This window comes from Leuconostoc kimchii IMSNU 11154, from assembly GCF_000092505.1.
Classification (GTDB): domain Bacteria; phylum Bacillota; class Bacilli; order Lactobacillales; family Lactobacillaceae; genus Leuconostoc; species Leuconostoc kimchii.
Genome location: NC_014136.1, coordinates 194,764 through 214,241, shown reverse-complemented (window position 1 = coordinate 214,241; position 19,478 = coordinate 194,764). Strand labels below are relative to the sequence as shown.

Annotated in this window: 18 protein-coding genes; 17 read left to right on the top strand and 1 reads right to left on the bottom strand. The window is 39.0% G+C overall.

Features of this window, described 5'->3' with window-relative positions; translation table 11 throughout:
- Window positions 1–3 precede the first annotated feature (3 nt).
- From glyS to LKI_RS01510, 11 genes are all read left to right on the top strand, one after another.
- Window positions 4–2,064 carry a glycine--tRNA ligase subunit beta gene (gene glyS / locus LKI_RS01560; protein ID WP_013102376.1) on the top strand — a complete coding sequence of 687 codons (2,061 nt, stop codon included), beginning with the start codon at window positions 4–6 and terminating at the stop codon, window positions 2,062–2,064.
- A gap of 220 nt (window positions 2,065–2,284) precedes the next feature.
- Window positions 2,285–4,138 carry a translation elongation factor 4 gene (gene lepA, locus LKI_RS01555; RefSeq protein ID WP_041762733.1) on the top strand — a complete coding sequence of 618 codons (1,854 nt, stop codon included), beginning with the start codon at window positions 2,285–2,287 and terminating at the stop codon, window positions 4,136–4,138.
- On the top strand, window positions 4,122–4,916 hold the full coding sequence (locus LKI_RS01550; RefSeq protein ID WP_013102374.1) for a hypothetical protein: 795 nt from the start codon (window positions 4,122–4,124) through the stop codon (window positions 4,914–4,916). The genes lepA and LKI_RS01550 overlap by 17 nt, the downstream gene beginning before the upstream one ends.
- Before the next feature lie 10 nt (window positions 4,917–4,926).
- Complete coding sequence (locus LKI_RS01545) at window positions 4,927–5,997, top strand: zinc-binding alcohol dehydrogenase family protein (protein ID WP_013102373.1); 1,071 nt, start codon at window positions 4,927–4,929, stop codon at window positions 5,995–5,997.
- The gene (prmA, locus tag LKI_RS01540) at window positions 5,994–6,869 is read left to right on the top strand and encodes a 50S ribosomal protein L11 methyltransferase (RefSeq protein ID WP_013102372.1); all 876 of its coding nucleotides are present in this window, start codon (window positions 5,994–5,996) and stop codon (window positions 6,867–6,869) included. The genes LKI_RS01545 and prmA overlap by 4 nt, the downstream gene beginning before the upstream one ends.
- Before the next feature lie 3 nt (window positions 6,870–6,872).
- Window positions 6,873–7,616, top strand: a complete 744-nt coding sequence (locus tag LKI_RS01535) for an RsmE family RNA methyltransferase (protein WP_013102371.1) — start codon at window positions 6,873–6,875, stop codon at window positions 7,614–7,616.
- Between the two features lie 75 nt (window positions 7,617–7,691).
- Entirely contained in the window at window positions 7,692–8,129 is a 438-nt protein-coding gene (locus LKI_RS01530; protein WP_013102370.1) for a hypothetical protein, read from the top strand.
- A gap of 154 nt (window positions 8,130–8,283) precedes the next feature.
- Entirely contained in the window at window positions 8,284–9,906 is a 1,623-nt protein-coding gene (locus LKI_RS01525; protein ID WP_013102369.1) for an ABC-F family ATP-binding cassette domain-containing protein, read from the top strand.
- 82 nt (window positions 9,907–9,988) lie between these two features.
- Complete coding sequence (locus LKI_RS01520; RefSeq protein ID WP_013102368.1) at window positions 9,989–11,149, top strand: hydroxymethylglutaryl-CoA synthase; 1,161 nt, start codon at window positions 9,989–9,991, stop codon at window positions 11,147–11,149.
- Between the two features lie 71 nt (window positions 11,150–11,220).
- Window positions 11,221–11,493 (top strand): ACT domain-containing protein, encoded by a 273-nt coding sequence (locus tag LKI_RS01515; RefSeq protein ID WP_013102367.1) that lies wholly within the window; start codon window positions 11,221–11,223, stop codon window positions 11,491–11,493.
- A 96-nt stretch (window positions 11,494–11,589) separates the two neighbouring features.
- Complete coding sequence (locus LKI_RS01510) at window positions 11,590–12,933, top strand: PFL family protein (RefSeq protein WP_013102366.1); 1,344 nt, start codon at window positions 11,590–11,592, stop codon at window positions 12,931–12,933.
- A gap of 78 nt (window positions 12,934–13,011) precedes the next feature.
- Here the strand turns inward: LKI_RS01510 and LKI_RS01505 are convergent, their stop codons facing one another.
- Window positions 13,012–13,452, bottom strand: coding sequence for a hypothetical protein (locus tag LKI_RS01505; RefSeq protein ID WP_013102365.1), 441 nt, complete (start codon window positions 13,450–13,452; stop codon window positions 13,012–13,014).
- A 160-nt stretch (window positions 13,453–13,612) separates the two neighbouring features.
- Between LKI_RS01505 and xerC the strand changes: the two genes are divergently transcribed.
- The 6 genes from xerC (at window position 13,613) to LKI_RS01475 (ending at window position 19,453) form a co-directional block, all read left to right on the top strand.
- Window positions 13,613–14,527, top strand: a complete 915-nt coding sequence (xerC, locus tag LKI_RS01500) for a tyrosine recombinase XerC (protein WP_013102364.1) — start codon at window positions 13,613–13,615, stop codon at window positions 14,525–14,527.
- Window positions 14,528–14,580: 53 nt separating this feature from the next.
- Entirely contained in the window at window positions 14,581–15,459 is an 879-nt protein-coding gene (locus LKI_RS01495; RefSeq protein ID WP_013102363.1) for an aldose 1-epimerase family protein, read from the top strand.
- A 407-nt stretch (window positions 15,460–15,866) separates the two neighbouring features.
- The gene (gene trpB / locus LKI_RS01490) at window positions 15,867–17,054 is read left to right on the top strand and encodes a tryptophan synthase subunit beta (RefSeq protein ID WP_013102362.1); all 1,188 of its coding nucleotides are present in this window, start codon (window positions 15,867–15,869) and stop codon (window positions 17,052–17,054) included.
- Window positions 17,047–18,072, top strand: coding sequence for an anthranilate phosphoribosyltransferase (gene trpD / locus LKI_RS01485; protein ID WP_013102361.1), 1,026 nt, complete (start codon window positions 17,047–17,049; stop codon window positions 18,070–18,072). Before trpB ends, trpD begins: the two co-directional genes overlap by 8 nt.
- Window positions 18,069–18,857 carry an indole-3-glycerol phosphate synthase TrpC gene (trpC, locus tag LKI_RS01480; RefSeq protein WP_013102360.1) on the top strand — a complete coding sequence of 263 codons (789 nt, stop codon included), beginning with the start codon at window positions 18,069–18,071 and terminating at the stop codon, window positions 18,855–18,857. The genes trpD and trpC overlap by 4 nt, the downstream gene beginning before the upstream one ends.
- Window positions 18,857–19,453, top strand: a complete 597-nt coding sequence (locus LKI_RS01475; protein WP_013102359.1) for a phosphoribosylanthranilate isomerase — start codon at window positions 18,857–18,859, stop codon at window positions 19,451–19,453. The genes trpC and LKI_RS01475 overlap by 1 nt, the downstream gene beginning before the upstream one ends.
- Window positions 19,454–19,478: the final 25 nt, after the last annotated feature.

Below are 19,478 nucleotides of genomic sequence, written 5' to 3'. Positions count from 1 at the left end.
AGCATGTCAACATTTTTATTAGAAATTGGTTTAGAAGAAATGCCAGCACATTTGGTTACCAGTTCGGAAGCACAATTGATTGAACGCACCAAGGCTTTTTTGGCAGAACACCGTTTATCTGTGGGTGAGATTAAACCATTTTCAACACCACGTCGTCTGGCATTTCAACTAGTTGATGTTGCTTTAGAATCTGAATCATTATCTGAAGAAAAGCGTGGTCCAGCAATTAATCGCGCGAAAGACGAACAAGGCGGTTGGTCAAAGGCGGCTCAGGGATTTGCTCGAGGGCAAGGTGCGACACCTGAAGATTTCGAAGAACGGGAGGGGTATGTTTGGTTAACAAAACATACGCCAGGTGAAGCAGCAGCAACAATTCTAGCTAAAATTGGTGATGAAGTCGTATCACAGATGAAATTCACGACTTATATGAAATGGGCAAACAACAGTTTTCTGTATGTTAGACCAATTCGTTGGCTTGTTGCCTTACTAGATGAAGCGATTGTTGACTTTAGTATTTTGGAAGTTTCAACAGGCCGGTTCACACGCGGCCATCGTTTTTTATCTCATGAACACGTTGAAATTAGCCATGCCAATCGATATGTTGACACATTGAAAGCGGCATATGTTTTAGTTGATGCTGAGGGGCGTAAATCTGAAATACGTCGCCAACTTGAAATGATTGCTACGCAAAATCATTGGTTATTACAACTTGATGTTGATGCAGCACAAAATTTACTAGAAGAAGTAAACAACATTGTTGAATGGCCAACAGCATTTTCTGGTAGTTTTGATCAGAAGTATTTAGAAGTACCAGACGCGGTATTGATGACCTCGATGCGTGAACATCAACGATTTTTCTATGTGACAGATCAATCAGGTGCGTTGTTGCCAAACTTTTTGTCGGTTCGAAACGGCAATGCTGAAAATCTCAGTAATGTGATTGCTGGTAATGAAAAAGTGCTTGTTGCACGATTAGAAGATGCAGAATTTTTTTATCATGAGGATCAACAAAAAACAATTGCGGATAGTATGGCAAAAGTCAAAAAGTTGGTTTTTCATGAAAAAATTGGCACAGTCTACGAACATATGCAGCGTGTTGGCAAATTAGCAGCAGATCTGGCGGCCAGTCTTAATTTTGATGATTCAAAAAAAGCAGATCTTGCTCGTGCTTCAGAAATTTATAAATTTGATTTAATGACTGGTATGGTTGGTGAATTTGATGAATTGCAAGGTATTATGGGTGAACATTACGCCAAATTATTTGGTGAAAATGCCGCTGTAGCTGTTGCTATTAAAGAACACTATATGCCAACATCTGCTCATGGGGATGTTGCTACGACTGATGTCGGTGCTGTGTTGGCGATTGCTGATAAATTAGATGCCATTATAACTTTTTTCTCGGCTAACCTTATGCCAACGGGTTCGAATGATCCTTATGGTTTGCGCCGTGCTGCGACTGGTATCGTGAGAACACTTGAAAATAAGAAATGGCATGTTGCGTTAAAACCGGTACTAGATGTGTTTGTCACAAATACTGGTGAAGTGACACAAAATGCTGATTTAACGGCAGTGCTAGCATTTATTTTTGATCGTGTCCGTAAAATCGCATTAGATCGTGGTATTCGCCAAGATATTGTGTCTGCTGGTACTGCACTGGTAGGTAGTACGGATGTGGTTTACATTGCTGACCGCACGCAAGTTTTAGCCAAACATGCAGATGATGTTAATTTCCGTGAAGTGATTGAATCATTAACGCGTGTTTCTCGTTTAGCCGTTAAACAAATCAGTCATGATCTGGTTGATGAAAATTTGTTTGAAAATGACGCTGAAAGTAAACTGTATGCGGCTTCAAAAGCAATTGACTTGCAGGATGTAGAAGGTCAAGGTGGCGAAGCAGTTTATCAGGCATTGGCTGCATTGCAAATGCCGATTGCTAATTACTTTGATGAGACCATGGTTAACGTTGATAATCAAACAATTAAGAATAATCGTTATGCTCAGTTAAATTTGATTCATCGATTAGCCGTTGGTTTAGGTGACTTATCAAATATTGTTATTAAATAAAGCAAAAAATTAATGATCGTCTCATTCACGTTTAGAAATAAAGGATTAAATAAGCAACAAGTTGTTTTGAATATCAGTGAACGTAATAGGCGATGCAACACAATAATTGTACGTGATTTAATGTCATAAATGACTTAGATCACGTTTTTTTATGGCCATTCATGATAAAATAAAATAGACAGAATAATTGAAAGTATACGCATTTTTGCGTGATAAAAAAATGACAGATATAAATTTAGAACAACTCAAAGAACGGCAAAAGCATATTCGCAATTTTTCAATCGTAGCGCACATTGATCATGGAAAATCAACCATCGCAGATCGTATTTTAGAACAGACGCACACGGTTGCTGAACGTGATATGCAAAACCAATTGTTAGACACAATGGATTTAGAACGCGAACGGGGCATTACAATTAAACTGAATGCTGTTGAGGTACACTATGATGCACAGGATGGTGAAACCTATATTTTTCATTTGATTGACACACCAGGGCATGTGGATTTTTCTTATGAGGTGTCTCGGTCACTGGCAGCTGCGGAAGGCGCTATTTTAGTTGTGGATGCGGCGCAAGGTGTTGAAGCACAAACGTTGGCTAATGTATATCTGGCATTGGAAAATGATTTAGAAATTTTACCAGTGATTAATAAAATTGATTTACCAGCGGCTGATGCAGAGAAAGTCCGTGCGGAAATTGAAGATGTTATTGGAATTGATGCATCAGATGCTGTATTAGCTTCAGCCAAAAAAGGCGTCGGCATCCCTGAACTGCTCGAAAGAATTGTGACAGATTTACCGGCACCAACAGGTGATTTAGAAGCACCATTGCGCGCATTAATTTTTGATTCAGCTTATGATGCTTATCGTGGTGTTGTTGTTAATATGCGAGTGCGTGAAGGTATTGTGAGACCAGGCGATAAAATTAGAATGATGAATACTGGCGCAGAATATGAAGTAAATGAAGTTGGTGTCATGTCACCGATTGCTCAAAAACGTGACTATTTGATGGCCGGGGACGTCGGCTATCTCACAGCAGCCATTAAGGATATTCATACAACACATTCAGGTGATACAATCACATTGGTTAATAATCCAGCTAGTGAGCCTTTGTCAGGTTATAAACCAATGACACCTATGGTTTATTCTGGCCTTTATCCTTCAGACAATGCTAAATACACTGACTTACGTGAGGCACTAGAAAAGTTGCAATTAAATGATGCAGCGTTAACATTTGAACCAGAAACATCGCAAGCATTGGGTTTCGGTTATCGTGTTGGGTTCCTTGGTTTATTACATATGGATGTTGTTCAAGAAAGATTGGAGCGAGAGTTTGATCTGGATTTAGTTACTACTGCACCTTCGGTTACCTACCATGTGATGACTAATGATGACGAATTGGTTGAAATTGAAAATCCATCCGAAATGCCTGAAGCTTCAAAAATTAAATATATCGAAGAGCCTTATGTTGATGCTCAAATTATGGTGCCAAATGACTACGTTGGCGCGGTAATGGAGTTGGCGCAGCGTAAACGTGGTGAATTCGATACGATGGAGTATTTGGATGAGACGCGTGTTAACGTGAAATACCAAATACCACTGTCTGAAATCATTTTCAACTTTTTTGATAAATTAAAATCAAGTACAAGAGGATATGCCTCTTTAGATTATGAAATTTCAGGATATCGCCAGTCTGATTTAGTTAAAATTGACATCTTGTTGAATTCTGAAAAAGTAGATGCTTTGAGTTTTATTGTGCACCGTGATTTTTCAGTAGAACGCGGCCGTATTATCGCCTCAAAGTTGAAAGAAATAATTCCTCGTCAAAACTTTGAAATTCCTGTACAGGCTGCCATTGGTGCTAAAATTTTAGCACGTACAAACATTAAGGCGTATCGTAAAGATGTGACGGCTAAAATTCACACGGGTGATCCTGATCGTCGTGCCAAATTATTGGACAAGCAAAAACGAGGTAAAGCACGTATGAAATCTGTTGGCACGGTTGAAGTACCGCAAGAGGCTTTCATGGCAGTATTGAAAACGGAGGACGACAACCAGTATGCACGAGGAAACTAATACGTCTAAGCGTTCTCGCGTAAACCGTCATTTGGAAGTGCAAAAGTATCAAATGACAAAGCGTATCAAAATTATGATGTATTTATCGTTCGCCATGCTGTTTTTTATTGTCGGGTTTGCAATTATGGCAATTGGTTTTAACTACGATGGTGTTACACAAAAAGAGCGTGTTAGGATGGCAAAAAAAGATGCAAAAGCAGTGTTGGAATTTGGCTTAACGGGTCAAATGACAACCCCATTTTCAGATGATATTTTGCCAGTATCATCTGAAAATTGGCAAAAAGAGATGACTGACAGTATACGACAGGCAGTTGAAACAAGTGAAGGAGTGGCTAATGATGCTGCTTTTTCAGGGAAATTATATGAGAAGCAGGCGGTCATGTCAGCATTGTCAAATCACTATCTGACGACACTTCAACATGCGCGAGATTATAAAATTAGTAAGATATCTTTTGATAAATACCACAATGTTACGGTGAATTACACAGTGACACCTATCAATTTAGTAATTGCGCAAAGACGGGTACAAACCTTTGTTAATCAAGAACTCAAAAAAAGTCCTGACGAAATAGCTAACTTGAGTGAAGCGCAGTTTCGATTAGTTGAATATGCTTTGGTTGCATCAAATTGGAAAAAAATTGTTGGTCAAAAAGTGCCGACATCTTCCAAAAAAAATGGTGAAATAAAATTATTGTATACTAACCATTTTTTTAAGGGCGGTTATCAAGTAACAAAAGAGACACTAAATAATGTGTTGAACAGTGGGTTGGCAGAATAGGAGAATAAATATGATATTTTTTGATAAAATGAAAAGTCATTGGCCATTTAGTCATAAAAAAATGCGTGCTATTGGCTTTGAACGGGCTTTAGACATTGATGATCCAAACGTTTTTATTGAAAAAAAAATATCCCGGCCAAAACCAGGTCCTCATGAAATATTGGTCAAGGTTACAGCAAGTGGCATTAATCCAGTTGACATAAAAATGCGTCAAAATTATAAAAATGAGGGGCAATTCCGCGTTTTAGGGTTTGATGCCGTTGGTGAAGTCATAGCCATTGGTGCAGAGGTCACGAAGTTTTCAATTGATGACAAAGTCTACTATGCTGGTGTTCAAACTCAGCAGGGATCACACGCAAGTTATCAAGTTGTTAACGAACTACTGGTTGGTCATGCGCCAATTAATCTTACTGTTGCCGAGGCTGCCGCAATGCCATTAACCGCAATTACGGCTTTTGAAATTTTACATGATGCCTTTGGTTTTGACTTAATCGAAAATGTTGGTGTTAGTAAAACCATTTTGATTATAAATGGTGCGGGTGGTGTCGGATCTACATTAATACAATTAGCAAAATATCTCGGTATGACTGTGATTACAACCGCGTCGCGTCTTGAATCTGTGACATGGGTCAAATCATTAGGGGCAGATTATATTTTAGATTATCATCAAGATCTACATGATCAGTTAAAACAAATTAAACAAGATAAGGTTGATTATATTGCTATACTACAAAATACCAATGCCTATTGGCCACTAGTACTGGACACAATTAACCCCTTTGGCCGAATAGCCTCTATTGTTGAAACGACTGAACCGATTGATATGGCACCATTAAAAAATATTGGGGCACAGTTTAGCTGGGTATTTATGTTTGCTAAAGGAAATTACGGCGTTGATATGGCAGCACAAGGAGATGCACTTAACGAAATCGCTGAATTATTAGATCGTGGGGTCATTCATTCAACCTTGAAGAAAACTTACAATGGTTTAACAGTTGAAAACCTAAAACACGCAACGCAAGAAGTAGAAACAGGGCATACAATTGGCAAGGTTGTTATTACACATGAGGTTTTGATATGAATTGGCAAGCTTTAAACGTAGCGACAAAAAATGAGGCTATCGAAGCCGTTTCTGATATTTTGTTAAGAGCAGGTGCGGAAGGGGTGCAAGTGGATGATTCGGATATTGTGTCTGTTATCGCATATTATGAGGATGATGCTAATTTACCAAAGATAGTCTCATATATCGCAACAGCTTTGGACCGATTACCACAATTTGGTATTGATGCTTCTCCGGCAACCATTTCACTCAATGGCGTTGTTCAAGCAGATTGGGAAGATAACTGGAAGCAATATTATCATGCTCAACGCATGACGCGTCATATCACAGTTGTTCCTTCTTGGGAAAAGTTTGTACCACAACAATCAGAAGAAAAGCCAGTTATAATGGATCCCAAATTAGCTTTTGGTACAGGAACACATGAAACAACTCAGTTGATGATTCAAGCGTTAGAAACAGTGGTACGTGGTGGAGAATCAATGATTGACGTCGGTACTGGGTCAGGCGTCTTAGCAGTTGCTGCTAAGCATCTGGGTGTTGCTTCCGTCATTGCAACGGATATTGATGAGATGTCTGTGCACGTGGCAAAAGAAAACTTGTTGCTCAATCCTGTGGCTGAGGATGTTTTAGTGATAACGAGTGATCTCTTGGTAGATGTCCACACGCAACCGGTTGATATCATAGTTGCCAATATTTTAGCAGATGTGATTGAACGTTTAATACCACAAACGTTGTCGTTACTCAAACCAAAGGGCTATTTTTTGATTTCTGGTATTTATGACGCTATTGCACAACATATTGAGTCTCAGTTACGTACTCATGGTTATAAAATTATCCAAAAATCACAAATGGGTGAGTGGCATAGTTATATAGCACAATTTGAGGAGTATTAGTTCATGCAGCGTTATTTTTTAAAACAAGCTATTGATGATGACCATATTGTTTTAACACATGATCAAGACATTTTTAAGCACTTTGGTAAAGTTTTACGTGCACGTGTCGGTTCGCAAGCAGAGTTTGTGAGTCGTACAAAAAAGGTTGTGGTTGGTGAGGTGATAGCCATTGATTCAGAAACAATGACCTTAGCGGTTGTATCGCGCTTGAATGATGCAGTTGAACTGCCTATCGAAGTTACAATGATTGTGTCACCCCTTAAAAATGATCGATCAGATTGGTTTGTTCAGAAAGCAACGGAACTTGGCGTTAATCGAATTATTTTTACTAATATGTCACGTACTGTAGCGGATTGGCAAAAGCAACAATCAAAAAAAGGGTTACGTTTACAAAAAATTGCTGAGGCAGCAGCGGAGCAATCACACCGATTGATGGTACCGATGGTTGATTTTTTGCCTTGGGAAGAAGTCGTTCGTTTACCTAAAAAAGCGGGTATTGTCGCTTGGGAAGAATCTGCACGGCAAGGTGAGGTTGCAACATTGGTTAAAGTGATTAATCAGCTACCTAAAGAGGCGCATGTTCATGTTTTGTTAGGTCCTGAAGGTGGTTTAACGCTATCAGAAATTAATTTGTTGATTGAAAATGGCTATCAGGCCGCAGGATTAGGACCACGCATTTTGCGTGCAGAAACAGCGCCGCTTTACGTTTTGTCAGCAATTAGCGTCTTGCGGGAATTAAATGAATAGTTTATAATAAATTAATGAGATGATTTATGAATTAGTTATTATATTCAAAAGTGTGATTTTAAAGGGTGGTTGCTTATGAAAAAAGCTTTTAAAAAATATTACGGCTATCAATGGCTCATGGCACTCCTTCTTGGGTTAGGCTTACCGTTTGTTGGTAAACAATTGGGTTGGCGAGAAATTAATCAAGTGATTTGGCTGTATCTTATTATTAATAGTCTGTACACACTTTATCTCGGATATGAAGTGCGTAGACGGGGTTACTCACCATTTATACTTGTTCTGGTACCAACTATCTTTTCTATAGTGACCACTTTGTGGCTTAATCTTGTACCAATACAATATGGGATATACTTCGGGCTGTTATATGTTGTGTTAAGTTTGTTCACCTTCTTTGGTGATACACGTGACGACCCAGATGAAAACCTTATTCCGGTGGAAAATGGGTTTCATGTTGTAGAAACATCTGTTGACAAAGAATTTCCGATATCAGTAGATGGCGGGTTTAGGTCTTAGAAGCAGGTATACGACAGAGTGGCCATGATATTATTATGAAAAGCGCGATGATTCGCGCTTTTTCTGTTATAATTATAAGAGGTATTTTTACATTAATATACATTTATCGGCTTTTAAGTACCACGCACGTGTTCTTAAAATGGAGGAAAATTAATTGATCACAGTTTCAGAAATGAGTTTCAGCTTTGCTGGACCTAAATTATATCAAGATGTTAACTTGAAGTTGACACCTGGCAATACCTATGGCATCATTGGTGCCAATGGTGCAGGTAAATCAACTTTTTTAAAATTACTACAAGGTGAACTACAACCAACAGAAGGTGTTATTGCAATTGGTGAAGGGGAACGTTTGTCATCTTTACAACAAGATCACTTTGCCTTTGATGCCTTTACAGTGTTAGATACTGTTGTGCAAGGTCATAAACGTTTGTATGAAGTGAAAACAGAAATGGACGCTATTTATGCTAAACCAGACTTTAGTGATGAAGACGGGGTACGCGTTGCAGATTTAGGCGCCGAATTTGAAGAACTTGATGGTTGGAACGCAGAAGTTGAAGCAGGACAATTGTTGAGTAAATTAGGTATACCAGATACCATGCAAGACACGGTTATGGGTGAATTAACCGAAAATGATAAAGTTAAGGTTTTGTTGGCACAAGCATTATTTGGTAATCCTGATATTTTGGTATTAGACGAACCAACAAACGGGCTTGATGTACAAACGATTAACTGGCTTGAGGATTTCTTGGCTGATTTTCCTAACCTCGTCATTGTTGTGTCGCATGATCGTCATTTCTTAAATGCTGTGTCGACTAACATTTTGGATGTTGACTTTGGTAAGATTACACCATTTGTAGGTAATTACGACTTTTGGCGTGAATCGTCTGAATTAGCACAGCGCTTAGCTTCACAACAAAATTCTAAAAAAGAAGAACAAATTAAGCAATTACAAGAATTCGTGGCACGTTTTTCAGCTAATGCTTCAAAATCGAAACAAGCGACAGCTCGTAAGAAACAATTGGATAAAATCACACTAGATGATATTAAACCGTCATCGCGTAAGTATCCCTTTATTAATTTCCCTATGAATCGCGATATGGGGAATGACATGCTTCGCGTTGAAAATGTTTCAAAATCAATTGATGGTGAAAAAGTATTAGATAATATTTCGTTTATTGGACGTCCAGGTGATAAAATTGCGATTTTGTCTCGTTCAGACCTCGCCACGACAACATTGATGCAAATTATTGCCGGAACTTTAACCCCAGATACGGGTACAGTAAGTTGGGGTGTCACAACGTCACAATCTTATATTGCTAAAGACTTAAATGATAACTTTGAAAATCAAGAGGCAACAATTTTAGATTGGTTGCGTGATTTTGCTGAAGAGGAACAAAAAGATAATACAAGTTTACGAGGCATGTTAGGGCAGCTTCTGTTCCGTGGGGATGATTCTTTGAAGCAAATCAAGGTATTATCTGGTGGCGAAAAAGTACGTATTACTTTGGCTAAGATGATGTTGTTAAAAGCCAATGTTTTATTGATGGATGATCCTACTAATCATTTAGATCTTGAATCAATCCAATCGTTAAATGATGCAGTTGTGAACTTTAAAGGTGGTATTGTAATGACATCACACGATCACGAGTTCCTAGGAACGACAGCTAACCATGTTATTGAGGTATCCGCTAAGGGTGCTGTGGATCGTGTGGATACAAGCTATGATGAATTTATCTCAACTGAAAGTATTCAAGAAAAAGTGAAAGAACTTTATTGATATTTTCTATGATACCAATTAAAGGGGGCGTCTAAGGACGCTTTTTTGCATGGTATAATAAATGCAGAGGAGAAATGTAATCATGACAATTGGTATTGATAAAATAGCCTTTTACACACCTAATTATGTACTTGATCTTGTGGCACTAGCTAAAGCACGAGGTGATGAGCCAGACAAATATACAATTGGTATAGGACAGGATCATCAGGCCGTTGTACCTAATTTTGAAGATGTTGTGACAATGGGAGCCAATGCCGCAGTTAAAATCATCACCCATGAGGATCGTGATGCAATTGATGAAATTATTTTTGCAACAGAATCGGGTATTGATAATTCTAAATCAGGTGCGTTATATGTTCAACAGCTATTACAATTATCTGAGTTCATTCGAACGATTGAAGTGAAACAAGCGTGCTATGCTGGGACTTATGCTTTAATGAAGGCACGTGATTACGTTGCGACGCATCCAGGAAGACGCGTGTTAGTCATCGCATCTGATATTGCACGTTACGGTTTAGGAACGCCCGGAGAAGTAACTCAAGGCGCTGGTGCAGTAGCTATGATTGTATCAGAAAACCCAAAGATCATGTCAATTAATAATGATTCAGTTTATATGAGTCGTCAGGTATCTGATTTTTGGCGTCCGATCGATCGAGAGGAGGCTTTGGTTGATGGTCATTTGTCGACAGCTATTTATAAAGAAATGTTTTTATTGTTATGGCAACGGTACAAACAGCAAACTGATCACCAAATTAATCACTTTGCAGGATTTGCTTTCCACTTACCTTATACAAAAATGGGAAAAAAAGCATTAGATCAGATTATGTCAGAGGCAACAGCGCAACAGCAAGAGCGCTTAGCACTAAATTTAACAGCTAGTCAACGGTTTAGTCGAGAGGTCGGGAATCTATACACAGGCTCAGTTTATTTAAGCCTATTGTCACTTCTAAGTCACGCCGAAAACTTAAAATCTGGTGAACATTTGGCTGTTTTTAGTTATGGATCAGGTGCTGAGGCAGAGCTTTACTCAGTGACACTCGAACCCGGTTTTGAGAATTATGTGCCGGCTAAATTGACACAAGAAATGTTGTTAAAGCGTCGGCCGGTTAGCGTTAGTGAGTATGAAGCTTTTTTCAAAACACAGCGCTTCAATTCACATATTAATATGAAAACTGATGCCGCTTCTAACAGTAGAAGATTTCAGTTTATGGGCTGGCAAGGTGGTGAGCGGGTCTACCAATAGATACTGAAAAATAATGGCGCTTCGGTGCTAATTATTGTATAATATTTAAATAACTTTTAAAGAGGAAAAAAATGGCCAAAGCAGTTGTAACAGTTATCGGAAAAGACAAACCTGGGATTATTGCTGGTGTATCTCGTACACTAGCTGAACATGATATTAATATTCTGGATGTGTCACAAACAATCATGTCTGATATTTTCACAATGAGTATGCTAGTTAATTTGGAAAAATTGGACGAAGAATTTAATAAGTTACAAAACGATTTAAATCATCTTGGAAAAAAGTTAAACGTTGAAATTCATACGCAACGTGAAGAAATTTTTGATGCCATGAGTCGTATTTGACTAACAGACGTACTTTGTTGAAAAAGCCATGCTATAGTTTTTTATGATGGCTGATGATATCGTGTCTGTGTTAGGCAAATAAAAACTGGAGAAATTATGGAAACCAATCAAATAACTGAAACGATCAATATGGTTGCGGAAGAGCATTTGGACATTCGCACTGTTACGATGGGAATTTCACTACTCGATACAATAGCTGGCACACCACAGGAAACGGCTAAGAACATTTATCAAAAAGTGACTACTTATGCTAAGGATTTAGTTGAAGTGGCACAACAAATAGAGCGTGAATTTGGTATTCCGATCACTAATAAACGCATCAGTGTGACACCTATTGCGCTAATTGCTGGGAAAGCCAGTCCTGATGATATGCTATATTATGCACATGCGTTAGATGATGCAGCAAAAGCAGTTGGCGTTGACTTTATAGGTGGCTATTCAGCACTTGTTCAAAAAGGATTTGCAAACGGTGATTTGTCGCTTATTAAATCACTACCCCGTGTCTTAACAGAAACTGATCTTGTGATGTCAAGCATCAATATTGGTTCTACAAAAGCAGGTATTAATTTAGATGCTATTAAATTGATGGGCGAAACGATAAAAGCGATTACTGACAAATCAGACACCGCGAACGCTAAATTAGTTGTGTTTGCAAATGCAGTAGAAGATAATCCCTTCATGGCTGGCGCTTTTCATGGTGTTAGTGAAGCAGATGTTGTCATTAATGTTGGTGTTTCTGGCCCAGGTGTCGTTAAACGTGCACTTGAAAAGGTGAAAGGTGAACCGATTCAAATTGTTGCTGAAACAGTTAAGAAAACTGCCTTTAAAATCACACGAGTCGGTCAAATGGTCGGATCGTTAGCTGCTGAACGGTTAGGTGTTGAATTTGGTATTGTCGACTTAAGTCTAGCACCAACGCCTGCTCGTGGTGATTCAGTTGCTGAAGTCTTAGAAGAAATTGGTCTTGAAATGGTTGGGACACATGGGACAACTGCAGCACTGATGTTGCTTAATGATGCGGTCAAAAAAGGCGGTGTGATGGCGTCACAGCGTGTTGGCGGTTTGTCAGGTGCTTTCATACCAGTTTCTGAGGATGCTGGCATGATTGATGCTGTTAAAGCTGGTGTGTTATCATTGGCTAAGTTAGAAGCAATGACAGCGGTTTGTTCTGTTGGCCTTGATATGATTGCAATTCCTGGAGAAACAGATGCGACAACAATTGCTGCCATGATTGCTGATGAAGCAGCAATTGGTGTGCAAAATAATAAAACAACTGCTGTGAGAATCTTACCAACTAATGGGACCAAAGTTGGCGATATCGTAGACTATGGCGGTTTGTTAGGTACTGCACCGGTGATGCCGGTTGTTCAAAAATCTAGTGCTGATTTTATTAATCGTGGGGGTCATATACCGGCACCTATTCATTCCTTTAAAAACTAAAAAACCTCAGTTTTTTCTGATGTGCACGCCGAAAGTTACTCAAACTTTCGGCGTGCACATCATCTCACTGAGGTTTTTTTAATTCTTAATTTGCTTTTGATATTTTGATTGTTCAATAGGTTGGCGATTAGTAGAGGTAGCTTGCTCAGCCATTATGGCAATATATCCAACTAAAATAATAATAATAAGTGCAGCAATCACACGTGCTGGGTGATAAAAAAAGTTTCTTACATGACTTGATAAGCTAAGCCGTTCGTCATCGGGAAGGCTCTCCGTCATCGCTGATTCTAGAGCGTAAGCAAAACTATCATAATCAACTGCTTTAGCAGATGACTCATAGGGTACAATTGCAATTTCACGGGTATCAGACATTTTAAATTGTGCAGGTTTTGTGTGATGTATGTCGCGATTTGTTAAAATGTTTGTTCGAAAAGTAGCAATTGCATGTAATACTTTGCGCCGCAATAATGATAAGTTACTTTGTATTTGTTCTAATGGGGTTTGTACAGGAATTTTCATAATATGACTCCTTTATGTTTAGAATTTAGTACTTCTAGTTAGTCTTCTACTTTATATCATATCTGAAAATATTAGGTTTGTGTGCATGTTTGACTGATTGTAACTAAATTAAAGTCTTCTTAATTTTTGTAAGTCGGACATGAGCGCGTATAATGGAAGTATGGTGACAAGAGAGCAACAATTGTATCGTATTTACCTCGTCTCTGAACGTCAGTATTCGCCATTGACATTAAAGGCTTATTTGTCAGATATTGATGAATTTATAAATTTTTTAGCTCAAAATGGTGGATTTACAAATTTCAGGGCAGTACAACCCCTTGATGTGCGGGTATATTTAAATGACTTGTACGAACGTCATTTGGCTCGGACATCAATTTCTCGCAAAATTAGTAGCTTGCGGATGTTTTATCAATTTATGGTTGCCAATCAATTTGTGATTGATAATCCTTTTGAAAATATTGCCTTGCGTAAACATCAAAATCACCTGCCAGAATTTTTCTACGAAACAGAGATGGCAACGTTATTTGATACGGCGTATAATCAAGAAGATAAACTTTGGCAACGAAATGCTGCATTACTGGAATTTTTGTACGCAACAGGCGCACGAGTTACTGAAATTGCAACGCTCACGATAGCGCAATTAGATTTTTCACAACGTTTGGTGTTAATTCATGGTAAGGGGAATAAAGATAGATATGTACCGTTTGGACATTTTGCTGCTCAAGCTTTGATGCAATATTTAAGTGAGACAAGAGCTGATTTAACCGCTAAACAACCTGCACCGCATCAAGTTGTCTTTGTTAACCATCGCGGAGAGCCAATAACAGCAGCAGGCATAACATATATTTTAAATCAGCTCATGCAACGTTCTGCATTGACTGGGAAAATACATCCGCATATGTTAAGGCACACATTTGCGACGCATTTACTCAATAATGGTGCGGATATGCGTACGGTTCAAGAGTTGCTCGGTCATGTGAACTTGTCGACAACTCAGATGTATACGCATGTGACACGTGAAAGTTTACAAAAAAACTATCAAGCTTTTTTTCCACGTGCTAAAAAAAAGCTGTAAACGCTTAACAATAATAACATTTATCCTTTAGAATTTGGTAGAATATAGGTATTATGATTAAACTTGAAAACGAAAATTTAAAAATTACAATTAACGAAGAAGGTGCCGAGCTCACAAGCGTCTGGCATAAACAGGCCGAATTAGAGTATATTTGGATTGGTGACCCTAAATATTGGGGCCGCCATGCATCTAATTTATTTCCAATTGTTGGTCGTCTCCGTGGGGATCAATATAAAGTGGCAGGCGAAACCTATTTTATGAACCAACATGGTTTTGCTCGAAATACGGTTTTTGAAGTTATCGAGAAAAGCGATAAACACGTTGTTTTTCGTATTCACGATACAGATTCAACGATGCGTGTGTATCCTTTTAAATTTCAGTTAGATATACGTTACGACTTAACAGACGACAATGAACTTAAGATTGCTTACATTGTTAAAAATACTGACACGGAGGAATCCTTGTTCTTCAGTGTTGGTGGGCATCCTGCCTTTAATTTACCACTTGATGGTGGTAAGTTTTCAGACTATTATGTGTCGATTGAACCAGAAAAAATGTATGATCGGGTGCGCTTGACGGGGCCTTACTCAAACCCAAACGTGCCCACGCCGTTTAACGCTAATATTCCACTACGTTTACGTCAGGAAGATTATCATGATGATGCGATCATTCTCAAGTTAGATCGTCAAAAAACGTCCTTTTTGTTAGCGCGTTTGGCTAATCAGCATGGTTTGCGGATGACTTTAGATAACGCTCAGTTCTTGGGAATTTGGACACCGGCAGGAAAAGAAGCCCCATTTATTGCGTTAGAACCGTGGTGGGGCATCGCTGATACCGTCGATTCAACTGGTAATTTTAAAGAAAAATTTGGAGTTAATGTGTTGGCGGCTGGAGATACGTTCAACGGCACATATAGCTTACAATTTTTCTAAAATGTGTATTTTGAAATAAAAGTATTGACAAAACACTTATTTAGTTTTAATATAGGTTTAACAATTTAATCGTCCAATTAAACTAATGAGATGGAGATCAAACTAATCGTGCACGCACAGAGAATCTGGGATACTGAGAGCCAGGTCGAACGCAGGTTGGCAAATGGACCATCGAGGGTCAGTTGAAAGCATTAATTGCAAGTAGGCTTGAACGTGTGACATACGTCAGTTGTCAGGTTTGTGTTAGCAAGCTGTGGAGGAGCGAGTCAACCCGTTTCACTTTTTAGTGTTATTTGTTCTCTTGAAATCAGGTGGCACCGCGGAAAATCCGTCCTGAAAATATTGCAAAAGCAAATATTTTCAGGACGGATTTTTATTTGCTTTGATATGGTTAAAAGGAGAATATAATGATAAAAAAAGGTTACTATGGCGAGTATGGTGGACAGTTTATTCCTGAATTATTAATGCCTGCTGTGAGTGCTGTTGCTGATGCATTTAATCATTACAAAGATGATGCAGCGTTTAAAGATGAGTTAAAAGATCTATTTGATAATTATGCTAATCGACCATCTTTGTTGTATCATGCTAAAAACATGTCCAAAGATCTTGGCGGCGCACAAATATATTTTAAGCGTGAGGATCTCAATCATACAGGTGCACATAAAATTAACAATGTTTTGGGTCAGGCGTTAATCGCACAGCGAATGGGGAAGACAAGATTAATAGCTGAAACTGGAGCTGGGCAACATGGTGTTGCAACGGCGACAGCGGCTGCATTGTTTGGTATGGAAGCTGAAATTTTCATGGGTAAGGAAGACACAGATCGTCAAGCGCTGAATGTCTATCGAATGGAACTGTTAGGTGCGAAGGTTCACGTGGTGGACACAGGCACAATGGTTTTAAAAGATGCTGTGAATGCGACTTTTCAAGAATGGACTAAACGAATTGATGATACATTTTATGTTTTAGGATCGGCAGTTGGCCCTTATCCGTTCCCTGAAATGGTGAAGTACTTTCAATCGATTATTAGTGAAGAGGCTCGCGAACAATTTCTAAGCCAAACTGGTAAATTACCAGATGCTGTTATTGCTGCTGTTGGTGGCGGCTCAAATGCGATTGGTGCTTTTAGCAAATTCATCTCAGATCGAGATGTTGCATTAATCGGCGTTGAGGCGGCTGGTAAGGGAATTCATACAACACAAACTGCAGCAACAATTACTAATGGTTCACAAGGAATTTTTCACGGTATGAAGTCCAAATTTTTACAGTCCCCAGACGGACAAATTGATCCAGTTTACAGTATCTCAGCTGGACTTGATTATCCAGGAATTGGGCCGGAACACGCCTATTTATCTGACATAAAGCGTGCGCAATATGTGCCTATTACAGATGATGAGGCAGTGCAGGCATTTGAGTATATTGCACGCACGGAGGGAATTATAGCAGCAATTGAGAGTTCACATGCGGTGGCCTATGCAATGAAAATAGCGCCAAACATGAAGCCAGATCAACAAATCATGGTCAATTTAAGTGGTCGTGGTGATAAAGATGTTGCCGCCATTGCACGATACAAAGGAGTTGAAATTAATGAGTAATATGAGTAAAGCTTTAAATTTATTATCGTTACGTCAAGATTTGTCGGCTGAAGTGGCTGAAGATGTCATGAACGATATTATGGCCAATCAGGTATCAGATCTTGAGATTGCCGCCTATTTGATGGGATTAGCAGTCAAAAAGGAATCCGTGCCAGAAATTGTCGGATCTGCAAAAGCTATGATTAATCATGCAATCAGTTTGGCGCCGGAGCCCAATGCAATGGATATTGTTGGGACTGGGGGTGACATGGCAAACACGTTTAATATTTCGACAACAGCTAGTTTCATTGTGGCTGCAGCTGGTGTACCTGTTGCTAAACATGGTAATCGTGCAGCTAGTTCAACATCAGGGACAGCTGATGTATTAAAAGCGCTAGGCGTTAAAATCACTTTGACGGCAGAACAAGCCACGCAGGTATTACACCAAACTGGACAAACATTTCTGTTTGCCCGCGCATTTCATCCAGCAATGAAAATTGTTGGACCAATTCGTACAGCTTTGGGTGTGAGAACCGTCTTTAATATTTTGGGCCCTCTGACAAATCCAACCCGCCCACAAACGATGTTATTAGGTGTCTATTCTAAAGAGTTACTCGTACCATTAGCTCATGTTTTATCAGAATTAGGTGTGAAACGTGCAATTCTTATTCATGGTCAAGATGGTTTAGATGAAGTGACTTTGACAGGGAAAACTGATATTGTAATGTTACGCAATCAACAGATGACGTCATCGGAGTTTGATCCCATAACTTATGGCTTTCATTACGCACCATCAGATTCCTTAAGAGGTGGCACTGCTCAAGAAAATGCTGACGTAACACGGCAAATTTTAAGTGGCGATCTTGTTGGATTTAAGACAGATACAGTGATATTAAATGCAGCTATGGCTTTATTCGCTGCAGAAATTCGACCAGATTTAGCTCAAAGTATTGCATTAGCCCGTGATATTTTATCTAGCGGCAAAGCTTATCAGCAGTTGGTTGCATTACAACGAGCAACTCAGGCGGTCAGTGTATGATTTTAGATGAATTAGTACATGTTACACGCGAGAATATGTTGACCAGACAACGTGAGGTATCTTTATCAGATTTAAAAGCAAAAGCAGAACAAATGTTGGTCTATACCGATTTTCCTGTTGAGCAGGCCTTACAGCAACCACAAATTTCTGTTATAGCAGAAATTAAACAAGCGTCACCCTCAAAAGGTCAAATTATACCAACTAATCAATTTGATTATATGGCAATTGCTCGTCAGTATGAGTTAGCGAGTGTTGATTTAGTCAGCGTTTTAACGGAAGAAACTTATTTCAAAGGATCATTGAATATTTTGAAATCGGTCGCAAAAGCAATTGATACCCCTGTACTACGCAAAGATTTCACAATTGATCCCTATATGATTTACGAAGCAAAAGTTGCCGGAGCATCTGCTATTCTATTAATTGTAGCTATTTTGGACGACGTGCAATTAAATCAGTATCTTCATTTAGCTGATCAATTAGGGTTATCAGCCATTGTTGAAGCACATACTGCTTCAGAAATTAAGCGTGCCATTGCTGCAAAAGCGCGTATTATTGGCATTAATAATCGTAACCTCAAAGATTTTACGGTGGATTTTGATAATACAGCACGTTTACGTGCATTGGTCCCTGAAGGCGTCAGTGTTGTCTCTGAGTCGGGCATTCGATCACGTGAAGATGTGACATTACTTGAAAATATCAACGTCAATGGCATCTTGATTGGTGAAACTTTCATGAAAGCAAAAGATAAAATTAATATGTTTAACATTTTAACAGGACGTGAATGATGACCAAAATAAAATTATGTGGTAATTTTCGAGTAGATGATGCTGATCTTTTAAATCAGGTGCAACCAGATATGGCAGGTATCATTTTGGCACCAGGACATCGGCGAACAGTCAATCTCATGACAGCACTTAAAATACGTCAGCGATTAGACGATCATATTCCTTTATATGGTGTTTTTATGAATCAAAACATTGCGGACATATTAACTTTGTTTACAAGTGGTTTGATACAAGGCGTGCAGCTTCATGGTGATGAATCGGAATTAGAAGTGACCATTTTACGTGAGAAGCATGTACCAGTTATACAAGTCGTCAAACCAGAACAAGCATTGTTGCCGACAACGGCCAATTACATTTTATTAGATAACGGAGCTGGATCGGGCAAGACGTTTGATTGGGAAATCGTACCACCTAAACCACTGCGCCATGCACCCATCATGCTGGCCGGAGGGTTAACACCGATTAACTTGCAAGAAGCGATCACGCAAGCACAGCCGGAATGGGTAGATATATCAAGTGGTGATGAGGTATCAGGAATTAAAGATTTAGCAAAAATGCAAAAACTAGTAGATATAGCACATCATAATCCAAATTAAGGTATGCGTTATCGATTGGAAGGTA

Excerpts from the sequence above, each read along its gene's own strand:
- LKI_RS01505 (WP_013102365.1), bottom strand. The coding sequence starts at position 13,452 with ATGAAAATTCCTGTACAAACCCCATTAGAACAAATACAAAGTAACTTA.
- LKI_RS01520 (WP_013102368.1), top strand. The coding sequence starts at position 9,989 with ATGACAATTGGTATTGATAAAATAGCCTTTTACACACCTAATTATGTA.
- LKI_RS01475 (WP_013102359.1), top strand. The coding sequence starts at position 18,857 with ATGACCAAAATAAAATTATGTGGTAATTTTCGAGTAGATGATGCTGAT.
- LKI_RS01510 (WP_013102366.1), top strand. The coding sequence starts at position 11,590 with ATGGAAACCAATCAAATAACTGAAACGATCAATATGGTTGCGGAAGAG.
- LKI_RS01550 (WP_013102374.1), top strand. The coding sequence starts at position 4,122 with ATGCACGAGGAAACTAATACGTCTAAGCGTTCTCGCGTAAACCGTCAT.
- LKI_RS01545 (WP_013102373.1), top strand. The coding sequence starts at position 4,927 with ATGATATTTTTTGATAAAATGAAAAGTCATTGGCCATTTAGTCATAAA.
- trpB (WP_013102362.1), top strand. The coding sequence starts at position 15,867 with ATGATAAAAAAAGGTTACTATGGCGAGTATGGTGGACAGTTTATTCCT.
- trpD (WP_013102361.1), top strand. The coding sequence starts at position 17,047 with ATGAGTAATATGAGTAAAGCTTTAAATTTATTATCGTTACGTCAAGAT.
- glyS (WP_013102376.1), top strand. The coding sequence starts at position 4 with ATGTCAACATTTTTATTAGAAATTGGTTTAGAAGAAATGCCAGCACAT.
- prmA (WP_013102372.1), top strand. The coding sequence starts at position 5,994 with ATGAATTGGCAAGCTTTAAACGTAGCGACAAAAAATGAGGCTATCGAA.
- LKI_RS01495 (WP_013102363.1), top strand. The coding sequence starts at position 14,581 with ATGATTAAACTTGAAAACGAAAATTTAAAAATTACAATTAACGAAGAA.
- xerC (WP_013102364.1), top strand. The coding sequence starts at position 13,613 with ATGGTGACAAGAGAGCAACAATTGTATCGTATTTACCTCGTCTCTGAA.
- LKI_RS01535 (WP_013102371.1), top strand. The coding sequence starts at position 6,873 with ATGCAGCGTTATTTTTTAAAACAAGCTATTGATGATGACCATATTGTT.
- LKI_RS01515 (WP_013102367.1), top strand. The coding sequence starts at position 11,221 with ATGGCCAAAGCAGTTGTAACAGTTATCGGAAAAGACAAACCTGGGATT.
- LKI_RS01530 (WP_013102370.1), top strand. The coding sequence starts at position 7,692 with ATGAAAAAAGCTTTTAAAAAATATTACGGCTATCAATGGCTCATGGCA.
- lepA (WP_041762733.1), top strand. The coding sequence starts at position 2,285 with ATGACAGATATAAATTTAGAACAACTCAAAGAACGGCAAAAGCATATT.
- trpC (WP_013102360.1), top strand. The coding sequence starts at position 18,069 with ATGATTTTAGATGAATTAGTACATGTTACACGCGAGAATATGTTGACC.